Annotated in this window: 20 protein-coding genes; 11 read left to right on the top strand and 9 right to left on the bottom strand. The window is 63.8% G+C overall.

Annotated elements, in window-relative coordinates; genetic code table 11:
• The first annotated feature begins 106 nt into the window (after nt 1-106).
• The 3 genes from cysD to grpE all read left to right on the top strand — a co-directional run bounded on the left by cysD (nt 107) and on the right by grpE (nt 3,653).
• Complete coding sequence (gene cysD, locus ACO076_RS04300; RefSeq protein ID WP_421725498.1) at nt 107-1,012, top strand: sulfate adenylyltransferase subunit CysD; 906 nt, start codon at nt 107-109, stop codon at nt 1,010-1,012.
• Nucleotides 1,012-2,913, top strand: coding sequence for a sulfate adenylyltransferase subunit CysN (gene cysN, locus ACO076_RS04295; protein ID WP_421725497.1), 1,902 nt, complete (start codon nt 1,012-1,014; stop codon nt 2,911-2,913). The genes cysD and cysN overlap by 1 nt, the downstream gene beginning before the upstream one ends.
• Before the next feature lie 98 nt (nt 2,914-3,011).
• Nucleotides 3,012-3,653 (top strand): nucleotide exchange factor GrpE, encoded by a 642-nt coding sequence (gene grpE, locus ACO076_RS04290; RefSeq protein WP_421725496.1) that lies wholly within the window; start codon nt 3,012-3,014, stop codon nt 3,651-3,653.
• A 727-nt stretch (nt 3,654-4,380) separates the two neighbouring features.
• Here the strand turns inward: grpE and fabI are convergent.
• The 4 genes from fabI to ACO076_RS04270 all read right to left on the bottom strand — a co-directional run bounded on the left by fabI (nt 4,381) and on the right by ACO076_RS04270 (nt 8,552).
• Nucleotides 4,381-5,262 carry an enoyl-ACP reductase FabI gene (gene fabI, locus ACO076_RS04285; protein WP_421725495.1) on the bottom strand — a complete coding sequence of 294 codons (882 nt, stop codon included), beginning with the start codon at nt 5,260-5,262 and terminating at the stop codon, nt 4,381-4,383.
• 31 nt (nt 5,263-5,293) lie between these two features.
• Nucleotides 5,294-6,517: a beta-ketoacyl-ACP synthase I gene (gene fabB, locus ACO076_RS04280; protein WP_421725494.1), complete on the bottom strand. Its 1,224-nt coding sequence runs from the start codon at nt 6,515-6,517 to the stop codon at nt 5,294-5,296.
• A gap of 58 nt (nt 6,518-6,575) precedes the next feature.
• Nucleotides 6,576-7,115: a 3-hydroxyacyl-[acyl-carrier-protein] dehydratase FabA gene (gene fabA / locus ACO076_RS04275; RefSeq protein WP_421725493.1), complete on the bottom strand. Its 540-nt coding sequence runs from the start codon at nt 7,113-7,115 to the stop codon at nt 6,576-6,578.
• 525 nt (nt 7,116-7,640) lie between these two features.
• Nucleotides 7,641-8,552 carry an NAD(P)/FAD-dependent oxidoreductase gene (locus ACO076_RS04270; protein ID WP_421725492.1) on the bottom strand — a complete coding sequence of 304 codons (912 nt, stop codon included), beginning with the start codon at nt 8,550-8,552 and terminating at the stop codon, nt 7,641-7,643.
• Between the two features lie 130 nt (nt 8,553-8,682).
• Between ACO076_RS04270 and ACO076_RS04265 the strand changes: the two genes are divergently transcribed.
• The gene (locus ACO076_RS04265; RefSeq protein WP_421725491.1) at nt 8,683-9,159 is read left to right on the top strand and encodes an RrF2 family transcriptional regulator; all 477 of its coding nucleotides are present in this window, start codon (nt 8,683-8,685) and stop codon (nt 9,157-9,159) included.
• Nucleotides 9,160-9,364: 205 nt separating this feature from the next.
• Nucleotides 9,365-9,805, top strand: a complete 441-nt coding sequence (gene irrA, locus ACO076_RS04260; RefSeq protein ID WP_421725490.1) for an iron response transcriptional regulator IrrA — start codon at nt 9,365-9,367, stop codon at nt 9,803-9,805.
• A gap of 9 nt (nt 9,806-9,814) precedes the next feature.
• Here irrA and ACO076_RS04255 read toward each other — a convergent pair whose 3' ends face one another.
• The 3 genes from ACO076_RS04255 to ACO076_RS04245 form a co-directional block, all read right to left on the bottom strand.
• Nucleotides 9,815-10,393, bottom strand: coding sequence for an SH3 domain-containing protein (locus tag ACO076_RS04255; RefSeq protein WP_421725489.1), 579 nt, complete (start codon nt 10,391-10,393; stop codon nt 9,815-9,817).
• Nucleotides 10,394-10,485: 92 nt separating this feature from the next.
• Nucleotides 10,486-11,271 carry a molybdopterin-synthase adenylyltransferase MoeB gene (gene moeB / locus ACO076_RS04250; RefSeq protein ID WP_421725488.1) on the bottom strand — a complete coding sequence of 262 codons (786 nt, stop codon included), beginning with the start codon at nt 11,269-11,271 and terminating at the stop codon, nt 10,486-10,488.
• 55 nt (nt 11,272-11,326) lie between these two features.
• A complete protein-coding gene (locus ACO076_RS04245; protein ID WP_421725487.1) occupies nt 11,327-11,716 on the bottom strand; it encodes an SRPBCC domain-containing protein in 390 nt (129 codons plus the stop codon).
• A gap of 80 nt (nt 11,717-11,796) precedes the next feature.
• On the opposite strand from ACO076_RS04245, the gene ACO076_RS04240 reads away from it, so the two are divergent.
• Together ACO076_RS04240 and ACO076_RS04235 are read left to right on the top strand one after the other, a co-directional pair.
• Nucleotides 11,797-12,159, top strand: a complete 363-nt coding sequence (locus tag ACO076_RS04240; RefSeq protein WP_421725486.1) for an ArsR/SmtB family transcription factor — start codon at nt 11,797-11,799, stop codon at nt 12,157-12,159.
• On the top strand, nt 12,159-12,617 hold the full coding sequence (locus ACO076_RS04235) for an SRPBCC family protein (protein WP_421725485.1): 459 nt from the start codon (nt 12,159-12,161) through the stop codon (nt 12,615-12,617). The genes ACO076_RS04240 and ACO076_RS04235 overlap by 1 nt, the downstream gene beginning before the upstream one ends.
• Before the next feature lie 21 nt (nt 12,618-12,638).
• Here the strand turns inward: ACO076_RS04235 and ACO076_RS04230 are convergent, their stop codons facing one another.
• Nucleotides 12,639-13,076: a DUF1761 domain-containing protein gene (locus ACO076_RS04230; RefSeq protein ID WP_421725484.1), complete on the bottom strand. Its 438-nt coding sequence runs from the start codon at nt 13,074-13,076 to the stop codon at nt 12,639-12,641.
• A 174-nt stretch (nt 13,077-13,250) separates the two neighbouring features.
• On the opposite strand from ACO076_RS04230, the gene ACO076_RS04225 reads away from it, so the two are divergent.
• From ACO076_RS04225 to ACO076_RS04215, 3 genes are all read left to right on the top strand, one after another.
• The gene (locus ACO076_RS04225; RefSeq protein ID WP_421725483.1) at nt 13,251-14,177 is read left to right on the top strand and encodes a c-type cytochrome; all 927 of its coding nucleotides are present in this window, start codon (nt 13,251-13,253) and stop codon (nt 14,175-14,177) included.
• A 209-nt stretch (nt 14,178-14,386) separates the two neighbouring features.
• Nucleotides 14,387-16,627, top strand: a complete 2,241-nt coding sequence (locus ACO076_RS04220; RefSeq protein ID WP_421725482.1) for a DUF4384 domain-containing protein — start codon at nt 14,387-14,389, stop codon at nt 16,625-16,627.
• Nucleotides 16,628-16,629: 2 nt separating this feature from the next.
• The gene (locus ACO076_RS04215) at nt 16,630-17,550 is read left to right on the top strand and encodes an OmpA family protein (RefSeq protein WP_421725481.1); all 921 of its coding nucleotides are present in this window, start codon (nt 16,630-16,632) and stop codon (nt 17,548-17,550) included.
• Here ACO076_RS04215 and ACO076_RS04210 read toward each other — a convergent pair.
• Nucleotides 17,536-19,680 (bottom strand): transglycosylase domain-containing protein, encoded by a 2,145-nt coding sequence (locus ACO076_RS04210; protein WP_421725480.1) that lies wholly within the window; start codon nt 19,678-19,680, stop codon nt 17,536-17,538. The two genes, ACO076_RS04215 and ACO076_RS04210, sit on opposite strands and share 15 nt — an antisense overlap.
• A 342-nt stretch (nt 19,681-20,022) precedes the next feature.
• Between ACO076_RS04210 and ACO076_RS04205 the strand changes: the two genes are divergently transcribed.
• Nucleotides 20,023-20,421, top strand: coding sequence for a YybH family protein (locus tag ACO076_RS04205; protein WP_421725479.1), 399 nt, complete (start codon nt 20,023-20,025; stop codon nt 20,419-20,421).
• Nucleotides 20,422-20,470: the final 49 nt, after the last annotated feature.

Below are 20,470 nucleotides of genomic sequence, written 5' to 3'. Positions count from 1 at the left end.
AATGCGCGATGCCGATGGGCTGACCCGCGCGAAACGGGACACTGCAACGCTTGAGACGCCGCGCCTCACTGAGTAGTAGTGAGCGGCCGCTGCGAGGGGATAACCGATGAACCAGCCACTGCCACACCTTCAGCGCCTTGAGGCCGAGGCGATCTTCATCATGCGGGAGGTGGTCGCCAATTTCGAACGCCCGGTGATGCTCTATTCGATCGGCAAGGATTCGTCGGTCATGCTGCATCTGGCGCGCAAGGCCTTCTACCCGGCACCGCCGCCGTTTCCGTTGCTTCACATCGATACGACGTGGAAGTTCCGCGAGATGATCGCCTTCCGGGACGAGACCGCGCGCAAGCACAATCTCAACCTCATCGTGCATACCAATCAGGATGGTGTGGCGAAGGGCATGAATCCTTTCGATCACGGCTCATCGCTCTACACCCAGGTGATGAAGACCGAGGCATTGAAGGAAGCCCTGAACCTTGGCCGCTACGACGCGGCCTTCGGCGGCGCCCGCCGCGACGAGGAGAAGGCGCGCGCGAAGGAGCGGGTATTCTCGTTCCGCTCGTCAAGCCATGCCTGGGACCCGAAGAACCAGCGGCCGGAGCTCTGGTCCCTGTTCAATACGCGGGTGAAGTCGGGTGAGTCGATCCGCGTCTTCCCGCTGTCGAACTGGACCGAGCTCGACATCTGGCAGTACATCCTGTCGGAGGGGATCGAGATTGTGCCGCTCTACTACGCTGCCGAGCGGCCGGTGGTGATGCGCTCCGAGCAACTGATCATGGTCGACGACGAGCGTATGAAGCTGGCGCCCGGCGAAGAGCCGGAAATGCGCTGGGTCCGTTTCCGCACGCTCGGCTGCTACCCGCTGACGGCGGCGGTCGAATCGAAGGCGACGACCCTGAACGAGATTGTCGGAGAGATGTTCATTGCCCGGACCTCCGAACGGCAGGGTCGCCTGATCGACCATGACGAAGTCGGGGCGATGGAAAAGAAGAAGCGCGAGGGGTATTTTTGATGGCCCACGGCCTGGGAGAAAACGAGGCGTTTGCCGCTTTTGTCGCGGACAGCCAGGGCAAGAGCGAGCTCCGCTTTCTCACCTGCGGTAGCGTCGATGACGGCAAATCAACGCTGATCGGCCGGCTCCTGTTCGACTCCAAGCGGCTGTTCGAGGATCAGCTCGCTACCTTGGAAGCGGAATCGGCGAAGTTCGGCACCACCGGTGGCGATATTGATTTCGCGCTTCTGGTCGACGGACTGGTGGCCGAGCGCGAGCAGGGCATTACCATCGACGTCGCTTATCGCTACTTCGCCACAGACCGCCGTCGTTTCATCGTCGCGGACACGCCCGGTCACGAGCAGTACACCCGCAACATGGCGACCGGCGCCTCCAACTCCGACTTGGCGGTGTTGCTGGTCGATGCCAGCGCTGGAATCCTCACTCAGACCCGCCGGCACGCCTACATTGTCGCCCTCCTCGGCATTCGCCATGTGGTGCTCGCGGTCAACAAGATCGACCTCATCGGTTTCGACGAGGAGCGATTCGTCGACATTCGCAACGACTTCGCCGAGTTCGCCGCTCAGTTCAAATTCGAGTCAATCGTCACCATCCCGATGTCCGCCCGCTTCGGCGACAATGTGATGGAGAAGAGCTCCAATACTCCGTGGTATGGCGGGCCGACATTGCTCGAGCACCTGGAAACGGTAACTGTCGAGGAAGACTACCATTCCCGCCCGTTTCGCTTTCCGGTTCAATGGGTTAACCGGCCGAGCGCGGATTTCCGCGGCTATACCGGCACGGTCGCCGGCGGCGCGGTCCATCCCGGTGACAAGGTGGTTGTCGCCCGCACCGGCCAGTCGGCCAAAGTAGCCAAGGTGGTCACCCTCGATGGTGATCTCGACGAAGCCCCGGCCGGCGCCGCCGTAACCGTGACCCTGGATGCGGAGATCGACGCGAGCCGCGGCGACATTCTCGTCGCCCCCGATCATCGGCCGGATGTCTCCGACCAGATCGCGGCTCACATTATCTGGATGAGCGAGGAGGAACTCCTTCCCGGTCGCCCGTATTTGCTGAAAACCGGTAGCCGCACGGTCGGCGCCGCGGTCAGCGAACTGAAGCACCATGTCGATATCGAAAGCTTCAAGCCGTTGGCGGCCAAGACCTTGGCCCTCAACGATATCGGCCTGGTCAACCTGTCCCTGTCGGAGCCGATCGCTTTCGACCTCTACGACAACAACAAGGCTACCGGCTCGTTCATTCTGATCGACCGGTTCACCAATGCCACCGTCGCCGCCGGAATGATCCGCTTCGGCCTCCGGCGCGCCACCAACATCCACTGGCAGGCGCTCGACGTGAACCGCGATTCACGGGCCGGGCTGAAGGGGCAGAAGCCCGTGATCCTCTGGTTCACCGGCCTGTCCGGTGCGGGCAAGTCGACGATCGCCAATCTGGTCGAGTCGAAGCTGCATCTGATGGGCCGCCATACCTACATCCTCGACGGCGACAACATCCGTCATGGCCTCAACCGCGACCTCGGCTTCACCGATGTCGATCGGGTCGAGAATATCCGCCGCGTCGCCGAGGCTGCGAGGCTGTTCGTTGATGCCGGCCTGATCGTTCTGGTGTCATTCATCTCGCCGTTCCGGTCGGAGCGTCGGATGGCGCGTGAGATGGTCGAAGACGGCGAATTTCTTGAGGTCTTCGTCGACGCGCCGCTGGCAGTGGTCGAGGAGCGGGATCCGAAGGGCCTTTACAAGAAGGCCCGAGCCGGCGAGATCCAGCACTTTACCGGCATCGACTCGCCTTACGAGGAACCGGTCAATCCCGACCTCCATCTCGATACGACAACGGCCGATTCCAGCGAGCTGGCCGATCGCATCATCGAGGCGTTGAGGCAGGGCGGCTACCTTAGCGACTAGGTGGCAAAAGAGGCAGTTCAGCACGCGATCCTTGATTTCTGGTGCGCGACGTCTGATATCGGCGGGATCGCATTCCCTCCACACCGGTGAGAAGAACAATGGCTGACACCAAGGGGACCCCCCCGCCGGAAACTGCCGCTGACCCGTCGCCGCAGGAAACCGAACCGCCCAAGCCGGGCGCTGATGCGCCGGATGCGGCCGCTGCGGAGATCGCCGACCTCAAGGATCGTCTGGTCCGCACGCTGGCCGAGATGGAGAATCTCCGCAAGCGAACGGAACGCGAGGTCGCCGACACCCGGCGCTACGCGGTCGCGTCCTTCGCCCGCGACATGCTCACCGTTTCGGACAACCTCAAGCGGGCGATCGCCGCCGTGCCGGCGGAGACGCGCGCGGCCGGCGACAAGGCGCTGACCGCCTTGATCGAAGGGGTGGAGGTCACGGAACGGGGCCTCGAACAGTCTTTGGTGAAATTCGGTGTCGCGCCGATTGACGCCAAGGGCCAGAAGTTCAATCCAGAGCTTCATCAGGCGATGTACGAAGTCGAAAGTAGCGATGTGCCGCCCGGCCATGTCGCTGACGTCGTCCAGACCGGCTACGTCATTGGCGAGCGGGTGTTGCGGCCGGCAATGGTCGCCGTGGCCAAGGCCTCGGCGAAGCCGGCAACGACGCCGGCCAATGATGATGCCGCCCCGACCGGCGGGGCGCCAGGGACGCCAGGGCAACCACCCGGCAAGGGCTAGAGGCGCTGGCTTTTCAATCGGCGTCGACGTTCGTGCCACGAAACGAGCCCCCGCCGCGATCCGGGTGATCTCATAGTCTGCTGATACCCCTGACCGCCGAAGGCGGCATCGAAGCGCGCACCGCCGCGAAGACCGCCGTACGCGTTCTCTTAAAGCGCTAATACCCGCTCAGCAGAGGTGCCCTTCTTCTGGGCGAGACGGTGTCTGTCTCAGGGCGACTGACCTCAGCAACCGCTTATGGTCACTCTCATGTCGACTTTCGTAAAGGAAAAGTTCTCGCAGAAACATCTGCTGTTGGCATCGCGGACGCGGCAATAACTTGCACCGTTCGGTGCGCCACCGATAAATTCGCAGTCCAGGTTCGGGGGTGGGTTGCCGGTCCTCCCACACTTAATGTCCGTATATGTTGTTCGATGAAAGAAAGGCACGGCCGTTACCCAAACGCAACTGCTTCCGTGACAGGTGTTGTTGCTCTTGTACGTATTCTGGACTTCTTGGTGCGCGATGGCCGAGGTCGACACCTGGATCATCAGCGCTGCAAATCCGATAAGGGCTATATTTTTTAGCATCACTGAAAACCCGATTGCCATCATCCACAACGCACGGTCGCAGAAGCCTATGGTTGGGTCAAGTGGCGACCGAGTAGGTGTGTCGGCGACGAGGACGGGTGAAGCCGCTCGCGATCCGACCCAGCGTGAAAAAAGAGAATTGCGCTCGCCAGCGCGCCCTACTCGGCCGCTTGCTGGTTGCCTGTGGGCTCCGGCGTGTTGCCGCCGGCCGACTCGGTCGCTTCGCTCGCCTTCAGTTCGTCGAGTCGCGGCATCGAGATGATGTTGTAGCCGGAATCGACGAAATGGATTTCGCCGGTCACCGCCGACGACAGGTCGGACAGGAGATAGACCGCCGTGTTGCCGATCTCGTCGAGCTGGATCGATCGGCAGAGCGGTGCTGCCCGCCGCTGATAGTTGAACATCAGCCGAGCATCGGAGATGCCGGCGCCGGCAAGCGTGCGGACCGGGCCGGCCGAGATCGCATTGACCCGAATCCCGTCCTCGCCGAGGTCCATTGCCAGGTAGCGCACCGATGCCTCCAGCGCCGCCTTGGCGACGCCCATCACGTTGTAGTTGGGCATCACCCGGGTCGAACCGCCATAGGTGAGCGTGATCATCGCGCCGCCATCGGGCATCAGGGCCGCCGCCCGCTGAGCGACTTCGGTGAACGAGAAGCACGAGATCACCATCGTGCGCTGGAAATTGGCGCGGGTGGTATCGGCGTAACGCCCGCGCAGCTCCGTCTTGTCGGAGAAGGCAATGGCGTGGACGAGAAAATCGAGGGAGCCCCAGCGCCGGGCGACCTCGGCGAACACGGAATCGATCGACGCGGGGTCGTCGGCGTTGCAGTCGAGGCCGACGTCGCAAGGGACGACGAAATCGGAGCCGACCGACTCGGCGAGCGGTCGTACGCGCTTGTCCATCGACGGCGGCTGATAGGTGAACGCCAGTTCGGCGCCGGCGTCGGCAAGGCGCCGGGCGATGCCCCAGGCGATGGAGTGATCGTTGGCGACGCCCATCACCAGGCCCCGCTTGCCGCTCATCAGGCCGGCTGTCATGTGGCGAATCCCCCCAGACGTTGTTTTATACCTACCCGGCGTAGCGCTGCAGCGCGAGCGAGGCATTCGTGCCGCCGAAGCCGAACGAATTCGACAGAACGGTGTTGACCTCCACGTTGTCCTGACGTTCCAGAACGATGGGCATGTCGGCAAAGGCCGGATCCAGCTCGTCGATATGCGCCGACTTGGCGATGAAACCGTTGTTCATCATCAGAAGCGAGTAGATCGCCTCCTGGACGCCGGTCGCGCCGAGCGAATGGCCGGTGAGCGATTTGGTCGCCGAAATCGGCGGGCTTCGATCGCTGCCGCCGAATACCGTGCGGATCGCATCGATCTCCGGTCCGTCGCCGGCCGGTGTCGAGGTCGCATGCGGGTTGAGGTAGTCCACCGTCTCGCCGACATTGGCGAGCGCCATCTTCATGCACCGCACCGCACCCTCGCCGGAGGGGACCACCATGTCGTCGCCGTCGGAGGTCGCGCCGTAGCCGACGATTTCCCCGTAGATGCGGGCGCCACGGGCCTTGGCGTGCTCCAACTCCTCCAGCACCAGGACACCGGCGCCGCCGGCGATGACGAAACCGTCCCGGTCCTTGTCATAGGGTCGCGAGGCGACGCTTGGCCGATCGTTGAAGTGGCTCGACATCGCGCCCATGCCGTCAAACAGGACCGAGAGTGTCCAGTCGAGCTCCTCGCAACCGCCCGCGAACATCACGTCTTGCTTGCCGATCTGGATGAGTTCGTAGGCGTTGCCGACACAGTGGCTCGACGTCGAGCAGGCCGACGAGATGGAGTACGAAACCCCCTTGATCTTGAACCAGGTCGACAATGTCGCGGACGCTGTCGACGACATTGCCTTGGGGACGGCGAAGGGGCCGACCCGCTTGGGTCCCTTTTCGCGGGTGGCGTCCGCAGCGGCGACGATGGCATGGGTCGATGGGCCGCCCGAGCCCATCACCATGCCGGTCCGCTCGTTAGAGATATCCGCCGGTTCGAGCCCGGAATCGACGATCGCCTGATCCATGGCGACGTGGTTCCAGGCGGTGCCGCCGCCATGGAAGCGCATGGCGCGGCGGTCGACGATCTCCTTGGCGTCAAGGTCCGGCGCGCCGTGCACCTGGCAACGAAACCCGAGTTCCGCGTAGGGCTCGGCCCGCACGATGCCGGAGCGTGCTTCCCGGAGCGACGCCAGCACTTCCTGCGTATTGTTGCCGATCGCGGACACGATTCCCATGCCCGTCACAACGACCCGCTTCATATCACTTACCTCGTCCGTATGTCCGCGTACGCGGTCGGTCGCGGCCAACCGGTAATCGTCAGCCGGCGGCGGTTTCCGCCTCGCCCTTGATCAGCCCGACGCGCAAGTCGTTGGCGCGGCAGATCACCTTGCCGTCGGCCTTGAGCCAGCCGTCGCCGATGCCGAGCACCAGCTTCGACTTGAACACGCGCTTCAGGTCGACCCCGTACTGCACCAGCTTGGCGGTGGGTAGCACCATGCCGGAGATCTTCATCTCGCCAACCGACAGCGCCCGGCCGCGGCCTTGCAGGCCGAGCCAGCCAAGGAAGAAACCGAGCATCTGCCACAGCGCGTCGAGGCCGAGGCATCCGGGCATCACCGGATCACCGCGGAAATGGCAGGGGAAGAACCACAGGTCGGGCCGCACGTCGAGTTCGGCAACGATCTCGCCGCGGCCGTGCTCGCCGCCCTGTTCGCTGATCCGGGTGATCCGGTCGAACATCAGCATCGGCGGCAGTGGCAGTTGGGCATTGCCCTTGCCGAACATCTCGCCGCGCCCGCAGGCGAGCAGGTCCTCATAGTCGAACGCATTCGCGCGGGTTTCCGTCCTGTCGAGCATATCCAACTCTGCCGCTGATCCTGTCATCCGCTCTGCACCCGCTCGTCTCATGCCGGCCATTCTGCGCCGACTTGGCATGGTTCCTAGCACTTAACGCGTTTCGCCGCCACAATATCGGTTCGCCGGCTGCCACGTGCAACCGCCTTAGCGTACACGGAAAACCGCGCCCGTCACCTCGCCAGAAAGCCGCGCCCAAATTAAGGCGCGGTCGGCGGGCTTCATGGCGTCGGACAGGGGGTCGCCGTTTTGACGATTCCGGCGGGGAAACAGCCGGGTTTCGGGGTGCCGGGCGGGGCTCGTCGACCCATCGCTGCCGCATGAAGGTCCTTCTTGGGCGCGCCGATCGTCGGTCTAAGGCCTCCCTCGGCCCGGTTTTTGGCCTTGCGCCTAATAACGACGGACAAACACGACGTTATCGCGGATCACCGCCGTCTGTCCTGCTGGACCCGAAGCGCGCCGCAGGACGGGTTCGACCGGAAAACGCCGCCGCTGGGTCCTCCCGCATGGCTTCGATGAAATCGGTCATCACTGCGTCCCGGCGGTTTCGTAGATGAGGGAATGATGGGCCGCGGTCGCTGCCATCACGCCGGCGGCTGCGGCGAGCGTCGCGTTGGCCATAGGCGATGCGGCATCTCCGGCCGCGAAAACGCCAGGCACGGATGTGCTTTGCCGTTCGCCGATCGCAATCAGCGGGCCCGTCGGGCCGTCCTCGAATGCACATCCGAGAGCAGCCGCCAGACCACTGGCCTGTTCGGTTCGCGGTGCTGTGAACAGCCCCGACAGTCCGACCGACCGACCGTCGGCCAGTCGGACTGCCTCCAGCGCAGGGCTCTTTCCGATCAACTCCACGATCGGCGTGTCCTCGATTGTGACGCCTCTGGCCGCCAGCGCCGCCTCTTCATCCGGAGCGGGCGTCAGCACCCCTTGCGTAAAGAGCGTCGTTGGGCCCCAGTCAGGGACCAGCATGGCCTGATGGATGGCCAACTCGCTTTCGCCCAAAACGCCGATGGGTTTTTGATCGAGTTCGTAGCCATGGCAGTAGGGGCAGTGGAGAACCGTGACTCCCCAGCGTTCCTCCAGACCCGGTATGGACGGCAACAGATCCCTGACGCCGGTCGCCAGGATCAGCCTGCGGGCTTGAACCTCATCGCTCTCCGAAAGCGACAGGCGGAACCCCGTCGCGGTGCTGTCCGCGCCTTCCGCGCTGCCTTCGCGCGGTTCGACCGTCCCATACGGTTTCAACTGGTTTGCCGCCTCGGCAATGATCGCGGAAGGCGGGCGCCCATCCTGACCGAGGAATCCATGTGAGAAACGGGCGAATCGATTTCTGGGCCGCCGGGCATCGAGCAGCAGGACACGCCGCCTCGCCCGGCCGAGTTGGAGCGCTGCCGCCTGACCTGCAAAACTCCCTCCGACGATGGCAACATCGTAAGTCATCGACCGTCATCCTGTTTCGCACTTTTATTTGTTACGATAGAGTCTGTTGGAGCGTCAACTCAAGGAACAAAGATTGTTGCATGATTGCATGGGTTGGCGGATTGTCGAGCGATCTCGAAGCGGTAACCTCATGCCTCGCGACAGCCGAATGTCCAGGATGCTCCACGTGCTGATCCATTTGGATCGACATGTCGAGCGCGCCACATCAGAGCAAATATCGCTGATGTTGTGCACCAATCCGGTCGTGGTTCGCCGCATGATGTCCGGCCTGCGTCACATGGGAATCGTGACCTCGGAGCGAGGTCACGGCGGGGGATGGCGGCTTGCAAGGAACCTTGCGGACATCACGATTCTGGACGTCTACCGAGCACTTGGCGAGCCTCCGCTGTTCAACATAAGCCCGGGCGCGGACAAGCCCGACTGCCTGGTCGAACAGGCAGTGGACGCGCGAATGGAGGAGACGCTCCATGAGGCCGAGGTTCTACTCCGCGATCGCTTTGGTGCGATCACTATCGCTGATCTGGCGGAGGAGTTCGAGCGCCGCGCCGCGGATCAAACCGAGGCCGGACAGGACTGCAGTGGCCCGCGCACCGTCGGCGTTTCGTGAACCCTGCAGCGCGGGGATGGACACCCCCTTGTTCGGTTGTCGTTGGGCGTGATCCGACGACTTCGCCGGCGAGCGTTCAGGGCAGCGGCGTCAGGATCGCCAGGCCCGACAGATGGTCACATTGCGCGCGACTTGCCGCGCACCTATAGTCAGAGGTTGTTAGCAGGTCTTGACGGGCTCCGCCCGGCCGGGCAATGGGAAGGCTATGAGCACGATCGAGTCAGCAAATATGGACCCGGGTGCGTCGGGCATCCGCGCCATCCTGCGGGGGTCCGGTCTCCGGCCAACCCGGCAGCGGATGGCGTTGGGACGGATCCTCTTCGGCAAGGGTAACCGACACATTTCTGCCGAGGAGCTCCACGACGAGGCGCGAGACCGGCAAGTAGCCGTGTCGTTGGCGACAGTCTACAACACGCTACACCAGTTCACAGAAGTCGGCTTGCTGCGGGAAGTGGTGGTCGATGGCTCCAAGACCTACTTCGACACCAACACCGACGACCATCATCACTTCTTCATTGAAGACGACAACGAGGTCGTCGACATCCCGAAGGGACAGATGGGGGTCGATCAGGTGCCGACCGCGCCGCCCGGGTATGAGATCACTCGGGTCGACGTCGTCGTTCGGCTGCGCCGCATCAAGGACTGAGCCTTACGCTCAGTCGATGTCCTCGTCGGGATAGACACCCCAAAGCTGTTCGCGATCGATCCAGCCGGTGTATCCGCTGCCGGAGAGGCGGCACCAGCCCTCCTCACATTTGTCGATTTTGGCCATCACGCCGGGTTCCAGATAAGCCGAGATCGCCGATTCCGGCTCTGGCGCCCGACGGATCGGTCGTGGCTCTTCGCTTGACCAGGGGGCGACCACCGCGTTGCGCTTGCCGGAAAGCAGGCTCTGGAACACCCAGCCAGTGGCGCCATCCGCGTCGCGGATCCGCCGCCAGTTGTCGAATTCCTGCACCACCTCGATCGGCAGGCCAGGCCGCACGAACACCCATGCGATCCCGTAATCCTCGCCCGGTCCGACCCGCACGTTGACCCGGCTGGCCTTGAGGCTGACGAAGCGCGGGACCGGCAAGCCGCTCGGTCCGATCTCGACCCCGGGCTGCGACGCCGCGGGAGCAGCGCCAGCGACGGTGACGCCGCCGGACGTCAGGCCGGCCGCCGCAATGATCGCGGCGGCGACCACACCCTTCAAGCCACTGGAAAAAAAAGGCGATCCGTTCCGCATACGCATACCCCACTTCGACGGAAAACCATGGCCCTACTCTCGCTCGGACGTGGTTAAGGAGGTCTCAACGGAGCGAAAGTGGAGTGCGATTTTCGGGGTTATGCATTTTCGGCTTGGGTCCCGGTCAACGGGTTGTCCGGGTCCCATTGGTAGCGAAAGGTGGCGAAACGGGCGGCGCGGGCGTCGTAGTGCAGCACGCGGCCGACCAGACCGGTGCCGAACCCCACGATCTCTTTGATCACCTCCATCGCCTGGATCGATCCGATCACACCGGTGAGACCGCCGAGGATGCCCGCCTCGGCGCAGGTGGGCAGGAGGTCGTCCGGTGGTGGCTCGGGGTGCAGGCAGCGATAGGTCGGGTTCGGGCGCCCGTCCGCGCCTCTGAGCCAGGGCTTCAGCGTGGTGATGGAACCATCGAACATGCCGACCGCGGCGGTGACCAGCGGCTTCTGGCAAAGGTAGCAGGCGTCGGACGCGACATAGCGCGTCGCGAAGGTGTCGGAGCCGTCGGCGACCACGTCGTAGGCCGCGACAAGGGCTGTCGCGTTGGCGTCGGTGAGCGTCGTGGGGTGGGTTTCAACGGTTACATGGGGGTTGATCCGGCCGATCGAGCGGGCCGCGCTGGCGGTTTTCGGCTCCCCGACAGCGTCGGTATCGTGGATCACCTGGCGCTGCAAATTCGCAAGAGAAACAATATCTTGGTCGACGATACCGATGGTGCCGACCCCCGCAGCGGCGAGGTATTGCAGCACCGGCGTGCCGAGCCCGCCGGCGCCGACGATCAGCACCCGCGCCGCCTTCAGCTTCGCCTGCCCCGGCCCCCCGACCTCGGCAAGCACGATGTGCCGCGCGTACCGCTCGGTTTCCTCGCTGGTAAGTGTCATAGGCGCCAGATTAGGCGCTGGCGCTCGCTTTTTCGAGCCGCGGTGAGTGCGTCAGTCAGCCGAGGTAGCGCTGCAGTGGTTCCCAGTAGCGCTGCTTCCAGCCTTCGGCGAGGTGCTCCCGCTGCTCCTCCGGCGCGCCCCAATGGTCGAACACCAGACGCGTGCCGCCGTTGTCGTCCTCGAGCTCGAAGCGGATGACCGAATAAACGCCCTCGGGCCAGTGCTTGACGCGCCATGCCTGGACGATGCGCCGATCAGGGACGAGTTCGATATTGCGACCGACGATCTCACCGCCATGAGCGCTGAACGCTCCGCCAGCGTCCCGGCTGATCTCGGCTGCGCCGTTGGCGGTGAACGTGGCGTGTTCACCGGAATCCATCAGTGCTGCGTATACCCGGCTCGGCGTGGCATTGAAGGTGACTTCCTGGTGAATGGCATCGGACATGGTGCGCCCCTTTCGCTTGATTGGGTTTGACGTTACAATACTAAACCACATGGTTTAATATAGCGCAAGGACGGAGGCACGTGACAAACCGGATTGCGGAGACGGTCGACGATCGGCTCGATCAGGTCTTTCACGCGCTGGCCGACCGCACCCGTCGCGCGTTGCTCCGGCGGCTGACGGCAGGACCGGCAAAGATCACCGAACTGGCGGCGCCGTTTGCTATGTCTCTGCCTGCGGTCTCCAAACACGTCCGGGTGCTCGAACGGGCCGGGCTGGTCGAGCGGGCGGTGAGCGGCCGCGTTCATCGGTGTTCATTCGAAGCAGCGGCGCTTGATGACGTCGAGGGCTGGGTTGCAGCGACCCGCCAATTCTGGACTGAACGGCTCGACAGTCTGGCGGCCTACGTCGCGGAGGATGACGATCCGATCGGGGATCGGTCGTGATGCGGCCGGCACCGCCCGATACCGACGCGGTCGTGGTCGTCCGCAAGGTCATCCGCGCCACGCCGGCCCGGTTGTTCGCCGCCTGGACCGAACCGCGCCATCTCGTCCAATGGTGGGGGCCAGGACCGGTCACCTGTCCGGAGGCCGAGGTCGACTTGCGCGTTGGCGGGCGTTACCGCATCGCCAACCGAATGCCTGACGGCGCGATCAACTGGATCGACGGCACCTTCGAGGCAGTAGAGGCGCCGCATTTGCTGGTCTACTCGTGGCGGATGGGCGATGCCCCCGACGAACGCGTGACCGTCCGCTTCAATCCGCACGAGGCGGGTGCGGAGGTCGTGGTCCGCCACGAGCGGATCGCAAGCCCCGAGGCGGTCAAGACCCACCGGCTTGGTTGGGAGGGCTGCCTCAACGGATTGGCGGCCTATCTTGACGCCAGGCACGACAATTCCGCGTGAGGCCGCTGCACCGCCACCGCCTCAGGATGCCGCCGGCACCTCCATCGGGGCGCTCTGCCAGACGGCAAGGATCGCGCCCATGACCGCGATGGTCACCAGGAGGTACGCGTTGTTGATCAGGAACACCTTGAACGGACGCTGCTCGTATACGACCGTACCGAGTGTAATTGTGGCGGCGAAGCCGAGCCAAACCAGGAGGCCGACCAGCAAGCCGCCGCCGATTGTCGTCGCGCCCATGTAGCCGACGATCAGGGCCAGCACGTAGGCCATCACCAGATTGGCAACGATGTCGACCGGGATCGCCTTGGCGAGGCCGCGTTTCACCGTGTCTTCATCGAGGCCGAGCGCCGCTTGCCAGGTTCGCCCCATGACCGGTGGCGCGTACCAGATCGAGCCGGCGATAAACTTCACGGCAGCCGCGACGATAACCGCCCACCAGTTGATCGGAATCGTTTCCATAATGTCCTCCCCGGTTAATTAAAGACACTAGAAACGATTCCGACGCATATGACAATGGTTGCCGGAGGCGGCCTGATACTTGGGTTGCGGACGTCCGATACGCCTGCGATCATGAACCGGTGGTTCGGGGGCGACACCCCGGTTACGATTCTTCATTCGAGACGGGGGCTGGCGATGGTCCGCAGGCTTGTTGCAGTTCTGATCGTGATTGTCGTCATCGCTGCGGTCGCAGGATGGCTCCTGACGGCGCCACGCGGATTGGCGGCGTCCGACCTGCCGGATCACACGCCCGACCTCGCTAACGGTGAGTACATGTTCTGGGCGGGTGGGTGCGAATCCTGCCATGCGCCACCCGACGCTTCGGCCGATGATCTGTTCAATCTCGCCGGCGGTCTCGATATGGTGACGCCGTTCGGGACGTTTTATGCGCCGAACATCTCGCCGGACGAGGAAAACGGGATCGGGTCGTGGTCGACTCTGGACTTTGTCAACGCCATGAAGTTCGGCGTCGGAAAGGGCGGCGAACACCTTTATCCGGCCTTTCCCTACACGTCCTATCAGCGGATGACGCTGGAGGACATCATCGACCTCAAAGCGTTCCTCGATACGCTGGAGCCGGTGAACAACGTCGTCCCAGCCCATGACCTCGGCTTTCCCTTCAACATTCGCCGCGGCCTCGGCCTGTGGCAACTGCTCTACGTGGATGGCGAGACGTTCGTGCCTGATCCGGACGAGAGTGACGAGATCAACAGGGGTGCTTATCTCGTTGGTGGACCGGCTCATTGCGGTGAATGTCATTCGCCCCGCAACGCCATTGGTGGGATCATTGCCGACCGCGCCTACAGTGGCGGCCCGGCTCCTGAGGGAGACGGGACGGTACCCAACATCACCCCCGATCCGAGCGGGATCGGATCGTGGAGCGCCGCCGATATCGTGACGATGTTCCAAACCGGCTTCACGCCGGAGTTCGACTCGGTCGGTGGCACAATGGCAGCGGTGCAGCGAAATATGGCGCGGCTCTCCGACGAAGACTTGGCAGCCATGGCCGCCTACCTGAAGAGCCTGCCGCCGATCCCGTCAGAGGACGCGCCAGCTTCCTGACTGGCGTTCAGCCGCCGTTCACGCCCGCGTCAATAACGTCATTCGACGGTCGAACGGCCGGCGATCCGGTGGGATCGAGGTCACACCCGCCGGTCGTCATCTCGCCGTATAGTGCTGAAGGCCCTGCCGCGATTGCGGCAGGCCCGGTCGGTTGTCGAACGAGCGGCGTCCTTCGGAAGGATGTTACTCGTTTCGCTCAGGAGGAATCGATGCACGCAGGACGCTGTCTTGCATCCCTCGCCGCGTTGGCACTCGGCGTGATCGCTGCCAGCGCAGTGCCCTCCGCGACGGTGTCGGCTCAGGCCATTCCCACGCCGGAGGATCCGGTCGCCCGGGCTGCCTTCGACGTCCTCGACAAACACTGCGCCCGTTGTCACCAGGACGGCCTGCTCGCTGATAGGCTACAGCCGGCGAAGAATTTCGGCCACGTCCTGATGCTCGATCGCCTGGCATCCGACCCGCGATATGTGGCGCCGGGCAACCCCGACGGCTCGCGGATCGTCACCCAATTGCTGAACCGGGAGATGCCTTATGACGTCTACTACGAGGCCGATCTGAGCCATCCGCTCCCGAACGACGCGGATGTCACGGCGCTGCGGACGTGGATCGCCGCGCTTGGGACGAAGCAAGACGCGGCGTGCACGGACCGGGCGTTTATCGCGCCGTCGGACGAGATCGCGCTGATGGCGGCCGATCTCGAACAGATCCAACGCACACGGATGGCCGATACGCGCTACCTGACCCTCACCCATCTCCATAACGCCTGCGCAACAGACGCCGAGATGGCCGTCTACCGGCACGGCGCCGTCAAGCTGCTCAATTCGCTATCGAGCGTGTCAGACGTGGTGCGGCTTGAAGCCATCGATCCGGACGGGGCGATCCTGCGATTCAACCTCAAGGACCTTGGCTGGATGCCCGAGGACTGGGATCTGATCCTCGCCGTCTATCCTTACGCAGCGGTGCCGGTCAGCAAGGCGTTCGACCTCCTGGCGACGGACACGCTGACGCTGCTGCCCTACGTGCGGGCCGACTGGTTTGCGTTCACCGCGGCGCAGCCGCCGCTCTACAATCGGCTGCTGAAGCTGCCCGACGATTTCGCCGATCTACAGGGTGCGCTTGGCGTCAACGTTACCGCCAACCTCCAGCGGTTCGTGGCAAAACGCGCGGGTTTCCAGACCTCCGGCGTGTCGCACAGCAATCGGCTGATCGAACGCCATACGATTCCCACCGGCTACTTCTGGACCTCCTACGATTTCAGCGGAAACGGCGACCGCCAGAACCTGTTCGCCTTTCCGCTTGGACCCGGCGATGGCCCCTTCGACTTTGCACACGACGGTGGCGAAACGATCTTCTCGCTGCCCAACGGCTTCCAGGGCTACGCCTTGCACACCGCGTACGGCGAGCGCCTGGACAAGGCGCCGACCGACATCGTCTTTGATCCGGGAAGGCGCGATCGTACCGTGACCAACGGCATTTCGTGCATGGGCTGTCACGACCAAGGGATTCGCAAGGCGACCGACGAGATTCGCGCGTCAGTGATGGTCGGCGATGCATTTCCCGAGCCGGTGCGTGAGGTCGTCGAAGCGCTCTATCCGACGCCGGATGAGATGGACGCCTTGTTCGAAGCGGATGCGTCAAGGTTTGCTACGGCAATGCGTGCGGCCGGTCTCGACCCCGCCTTGAAGCTCAACGGCGTCGAGATGATCAACGCGCTGGCGAAACGATACGAGGACGGAGTTAGCCGGCAACTCGCGGCCGCTGAGTTAGGTATGGACCTTGCGACGTTCCAGGCGGTTCTGGAGGCGGCTGATGATCCGGAGGCGATGCGCCTTGCGGGTCGCCTCGCTCAGGGTCTCGTACCGCGCGACGCCTTTGAAGCTCAGTTCCTGGCGCTGGCCGACTTGGTTTCGGACCTCAGTCCGCTGGGCCTCGGCGATCTGATCGCGACGGTGGACGAGCCGGAGGCCACGGTCTTCGAGCGGCCGCTCGAACACCGGCGCGATTTCGATCTCGCACTGTTTTCCGATCGTCCCGCCTATCGGGTCGGCGATCTCGCGGTTTTCACGGTGGCGACAGAGGAAGCTTGTTACCTGACGCTAATCAATGTCGACAGCGCCGGAACGGCGACGGTAATTTTCCCGAATCGGTTTCAAGAGGACAATCTGATCCTCCCCGGCGCTGATCTCCTTTTTCCCGCCGATGACGCCCCGTTTCAGTTTCGTCTGGCCGACCCCGGCACCGAGACGGTGATCGCTATCTGCAGCCTCGAAGATCGGGCAGTTGACGCCATCGCCATCGATCGGGACTCGGTGTTTACCGATCTCGGCGACTATGACACGCATCTGAGCCGCGCCATCACAGTCGAGGCCAAGGCGGTGCCGGTCGGCGGCAAACAGATGACCCCAAGCGACATCGTCGCGCGGACCGCGATCACCATCACGGTTGATTGAAGATGAACCGCTGCGGACGGGTTGGACTAACCATCGTCTCGGTTCTCGTTGTTACGCCGGCGGCTCTGGCTGATTGTCCGGTGATCAAAGCCGAGATTCGGTCGGCAATCGAAGCGGGTGACACGGCGCCTTATCCGAATCTCCACAATGAGCTGATTGCGACATCGGATTGCACCGTGGCGACGCGGGATCAGTTGGGACGAGCGATGGCGCTGTCCGTCCTCAAGACCCTGCCCGAAGACGCCAAACGCACTATGATCGAAGCCGACGTGCTGCGCTACGGGCGGCCGTGGCAGGCGCTGGTGGCTCTCGGTGACGTTTATTACGCCGAGCGGGCGTGGGCGGAAGCTGTACCGATCTACGAAGAAGCGCTTGACGACATGCGCGACGTTGTCGCCAACCCGAAACCGCCGCCGGTGTCGGTTGAACGGCGAACCTTTCAACGGGCTATTGAAGCACGGGCGTTGGCACCCGAATACGTGGCGACGCGCAAGTCCGATGATGGCCCGAGCGGCTTGGCTTCACCCGTATTCCGCAGCATTGTCGTCGAGGCCGTGCCCGTCCCCGTACGCTTCGAAACCGGATCGGCAGCGCTGACCGCGGTGGGCCGCGCCGCCGTCATAGACATGCACGCGTCTCTCGCCCGCGCCGCATCGGACTATGTCGCAATCGTCGGCCACACTGATCCGCGAGGTTCGGAGACTTACAACGCCGATCTGTCGCTGCGCCGCGCGCAAACGGTTGCCGTGACGCTTCGGCAGCTCGGTTATGTCGGCGCACTCGACGTTTACGGCTTCGGCGAAAGTCAACGGTTCAAGCCAAGCGATCCGACCCGCTACACCCAGGAGGAATTGTGGGCGCTCGACCGGCGGGTCGAGTACCGGCTCGAGCCGCCTGATGGCGCTTCATCAACCGCCGAATAGCCGGCGGAAGAAGCCGCGCCGCGGTTCCTCGTGGACAGGTCCGGCCGCGACGCTACCGCTAGCATCGGGCGGTGCCGGAAACAGGAATTCACCGTCATCGCCGATGGTGGCGACCGGGGTCGGTTCATCAACGAAGTTGGCCGGATCGCGGAAACGGTAGTTGCCGGGCAAATCGGCGACCACCATTCCCTCCAGCGCCGTGCTCATGAATCGTTGCCAGGCGACCGCCGGAAGGTTGCCACCGGCGGCTTTCTTGGTGGGGGTCGAATCGTCGTTGCCGAACCAGACGCCGGCCACCAGCGTCGCCGTGTAGCCGATGAACCAGGCGTCACGAAAATCCTGGCTCGTACCGGTCTTGCCCGCCGCGGGCCAGCCGGGGACGATGGCGCGTTTGCCGGTCCCGCGCTCAAGCGCATCGCGGAGCATGCCGTTCATCATGCCGACGTGGACGGGATGGATCACCGGCCCGGGGCCGTTGCCCGAGCGCTCGTAAAGGACCTCGCCATCGACGGTCCGAATTCGGCGGATGACATGGGGGATGACACCATTGCCGCCGTTGGCGAAGCTCGCGAAAGCGCCCGTCATCTCGAGCAGGCCGACCTCCGACGTTCCGAGCGCGATCGACGGAGTCGCCATCAACGGCGAAGCGACACCCAGCCGCCGCGCGGTCGCCGCGATTTCGGCCGGGCCGACTTCGGCAGCGAGTTGGGCCGACACGGTGTTGAGCGACAGCGCCAAAGCCGATTGCAACGTCACCGGTCCGAGATGTTGCCGGGTGTAGTTCTCCGGTCGCCATCCCTTGATCGACACCGGCTGATCGATGCGGACGGATTCGGGAATGAGCCCGTGCTCAAGCGCGGTGAGATAGACGAATGGCTTGAACGACGATCCAGGCTGGCGGCGTGCGTCGACAGCGCGGTTGAATGGACTCGAGGCGTAGTCCTTGCCGCCGACCAACGCCCGGACGCCGCCATAGGGGTCCATGGCGATGAACGCACCCTGGCTCACGCCGCGTTCCGCGCCGAGATCGCCGAGGGTTGTGGTGACCGCGCCGGCGGCAAGAGTCTGGAGCCTGAGGTCGATGGTCGTATCGACGATGACGTCCCGGGTGAGCGCGCCGACGTAGCGCGGTAGTTCGGCAGTCACCCAGTCGGCGACATAACGACCGCTGCCGCCGGCGACGTCGCGAACCGGACGCACGTCCTGGGAGAGGGCCAGACTCGCTTCGCGGTCGTCGATGTAGCCTTGCTCGTGCATCGCGGCCAGGACGAGTTGGGTGCGGGCCTCGGTGGCCTCGGGGTTGGCGGTTGGGGAGTAGTGGCTGGGCGCCTTGAGCAGGGCGGCGAGCGCCGCCGCTTCGGCGAGGTTGATGTTGCGCGCCGACTTGCCGAAGTAGCGATGCGAAGCGGCATCAACGCCATAAGCGCCGGCGCCGAGATAGACGCGGTTGAGGTAAAGTTCGAGGATTTCGTCCTTGGAAAGGCTCGCCTCGAGCCACACCGCCAGGATCACCTCCTGGACTTTTCGCTCGAACGACCGTTCCGGTGTGAGGAACAGGTTCTTGGCAAGTTGCTGGGTCAGCGTCGAGCCGCCCTGCACGATGCGGCCGGCTCGGACGTTGGCGACCATGGCGCGAGCGAGCCCGATCGGGTCGACGCCGAAATGCCAGTGATAGCGTCGGTCTTCGATGGCGATTACCGCCTCAGGGAGATAGGGCGGCATATCATCGAGGCTGAGCGTCTGCCCGACGGTGTCGGCGCGGTTTGAGATCAGGGTGCCGTTTGCCGCAAGAATGCGGACGTTGGCGGGCCGCTCCGGCAGCGTCCATTCGGCGGTCGGCGGAAGTTTGGACCAGTAGTAGCCAATGAGACCGGCGGTTCCGGCGGCACCGATGATGGTGACCACGACCGACCAGTAGACGATGCCGCGGACGACACGACCGAAGGTCGGGAAAAACCCACGCCTCCGCGCGCGGCGTGCCGTTGGCGTTCGGCGGGACCCGCTGGGCGCCCGCTTTCCCGATCCGGCGCGCTTCGGCTGGGCGACCTTGCGACGGATGATCGTCGGGCCGCTGCCGTTGCCAGCGGTTCGCGACTCACCCGATTTGGTTCCGGGTTTTGCGGCGACCACTCGCTTCGGGCGTTTGGTCCCTGCCGGTGCCTTGGCTGGACTCTTGGCCTTAGTCGGCTGCTTCCGGCTACCAAACACTGGCTCGATTCGTTGATTTTGCCGGCGCCGAGTCGCCATTTGCGTCGCACCTCCAAACAAGCCCCCAGCGCGATCCGCCGGCGCTTCTGGACGCTAAAAGCGGCGATTTAAGGGGGGGTAAACCTGGAGGAAAGTGCGATCAGTGCTCCCGACCGCACTACAATTCGCCCTTCGATACGCGAAGTTTGTCGAGTAGGTTCGATTGTCCCTACCGAGACCACTGAACGTGTGTTTCAGTCGCGACAAGGGCGGAAGGAGCATGCCGTGAGCGCACTAACGAAAGCTGACATCAACGCTATCCGTGAGGTTTTCCGCGTCACGCTTGCAGATATCCCGGAGGAGCACTTCGCCGATTGGTTGACTCATTGGACCGAAGACGCGCGTCTGATGCCGCCCGACATGGCCGATGTCGTTGGGCATGAAGCGCTGCAGACCTGGATGCGGAACTGGCCCAAAATCAAGCGCTTCGACATCACCGACATCGAGGTGGACGGCGACGGCGACCTTGCGGTGCTGATCTGTCACTTCGTTCGGGTTCTCGACGGCTCGGACGGCGGCGAGACCAGGCAGAACGGTCGACAGGTCCTGAAGTTTCGCCGTCAAGCCGGCGGACGGTGGAAGATCGCGGCCGCGATTTTCAATGCCGATCATCAGTCCGGCTGATCCCATCGGCGGAATCTGAGCCCCGACCGAGACGGCTGATCGAGCCCCT

Source organism: Bauldia sp. (assembly GCF_965232525.1).
GTDB lineage: Bacteria > Pseudomonadota > Alphaproteobacteria > Rhizobiales > Kaistiaceae > Bauldia.
This window is presented reverse-complemented; position numbering and strand designations above follow the sequence as displayed.

What these genes read in the sequence shown, in the direction of transcription:
- ACO076_RS04230 (WP_421725484.1), bottom strand. Translation starts at nt 13,076, where the DNA reads ATGGAAACGATTCCGATCAACTGGTGGGCGGTTATCGTCGCGGCTGCC.
- moeB (WP_421725488.1), bottom strand. Translation starts at nt 11,271, where the DNA reads ATGACACTTACCAGCGAGGAAACCGAGCGGTACGCGCGGCACATCGTG.
- ACO076_RS04220 (WP_421725482.1), top strand. Translation starts at nt 14,387, where the DNA reads ATGCACGCAGGACGCTGTCTTGCATCCCTCGCCGCGTTGGCACTCGGC.
- cysN (WP_421725497.1), top strand. Translation starts at nt 1,012, where the DNA reads ATGGCCCACGGCCTGGGAGAAAACGAGGCGTTTGCCGCTTTTGTCGCG.
- ACO076_RS04235 (WP_421725485.1), top strand. Translation starts at nt 12,159, where the DNA reads ATGCGGCCGGCACCGCCCGATACCGACGCGGTCGTGGTCGTCCGCAAG.
- cysD (WP_421725498.1), top strand. Translation starts at nt 107, where the DNA reads ATGAACCAGCCACTGCCACACCTTCAGCGCCTTGAGGCCGAGGCGATC.
- ACO076_RS04225 (WP_421725483.1), top strand. Translation starts at nt 13,251, where the DNA reads ATGGTCCGCAGGCTTGTTGCAGTTCTGATCGTGATTGTCGTCATCGCT.
- fabI (WP_421725495.1), bottom strand. Translation starts at nt 5,262, where the DNA reads ATGACAGCCGGCCTGATGAGCGGCAAGCGGGGCCTGGTGATGGGCGTC.
- ACO076_RS04265 (WP_421725491.1), top strand. Translation starts at nt 8,683, where the DNA reads ATGCCTCGCGACAGCCGAATGTCCAGGATGCTCCACGTGCTGATCCAT.
- ACO076_RS04215 (WP_421725481.1), top strand. Translation starts at nt 16,630, where the DNA reads ATGAACCGCTGCGGACGGGTTGGACTAACCATCGTCTCGGTTCTCGTT.
- ACO076_RS04255 (WP_421725489.1), bottom strand. Translation starts at nt 10,393, where the DNA reads ATGCGTATGCGGAACGGATCGCCTTTTTTTTCCAGTGGCTTGAAGGGT.
- ACO076_RS04245 (WP_421725487.1), bottom strand. Translation starts at nt 11,716, where the DNA reads ATGTCCGATGCCATTCACCAGGAAGTCACCTTCAATGCCACGCCGAGC.
- fabB (WP_421725494.1), bottom strand. Translation starts at nt 6,517, where the DNA reads ATGAAGCGGGTCGTTGTGACGGGCATGGGAATCGTGTCCGCGATCGGC.
- ACO076_RS04270 (WP_421725492.1), bottom strand. Translation starts at nt 8,552, where the DNA reads ATGACTTACGATGTTGCCATCGTCGGAGGGAGTTTTGCAGGTCAGGCG.
- fabA (WP_421725493.1), bottom strand. Translation starts at nt 7,115, where the DNA reads ATGCTCGACAGGACGGAAACCCGCGCGAATGCGTTCGACTATGAGGAC.
- irrA (WP_421725490.1), top strand. Translation starts at nt 9,365, where the DNA reads ATGAGCACGATCGAGTCAGCAAATATGGACCCGGGTGCGTCGGGCATC.
- grpE (WP_421725496.1), top strand. Translation starts at nt 3,012, where the DNA reads ATGGCTGACACCAAGGGGACCCCCCCGCCGGAAACTGCCGCTGACCCG.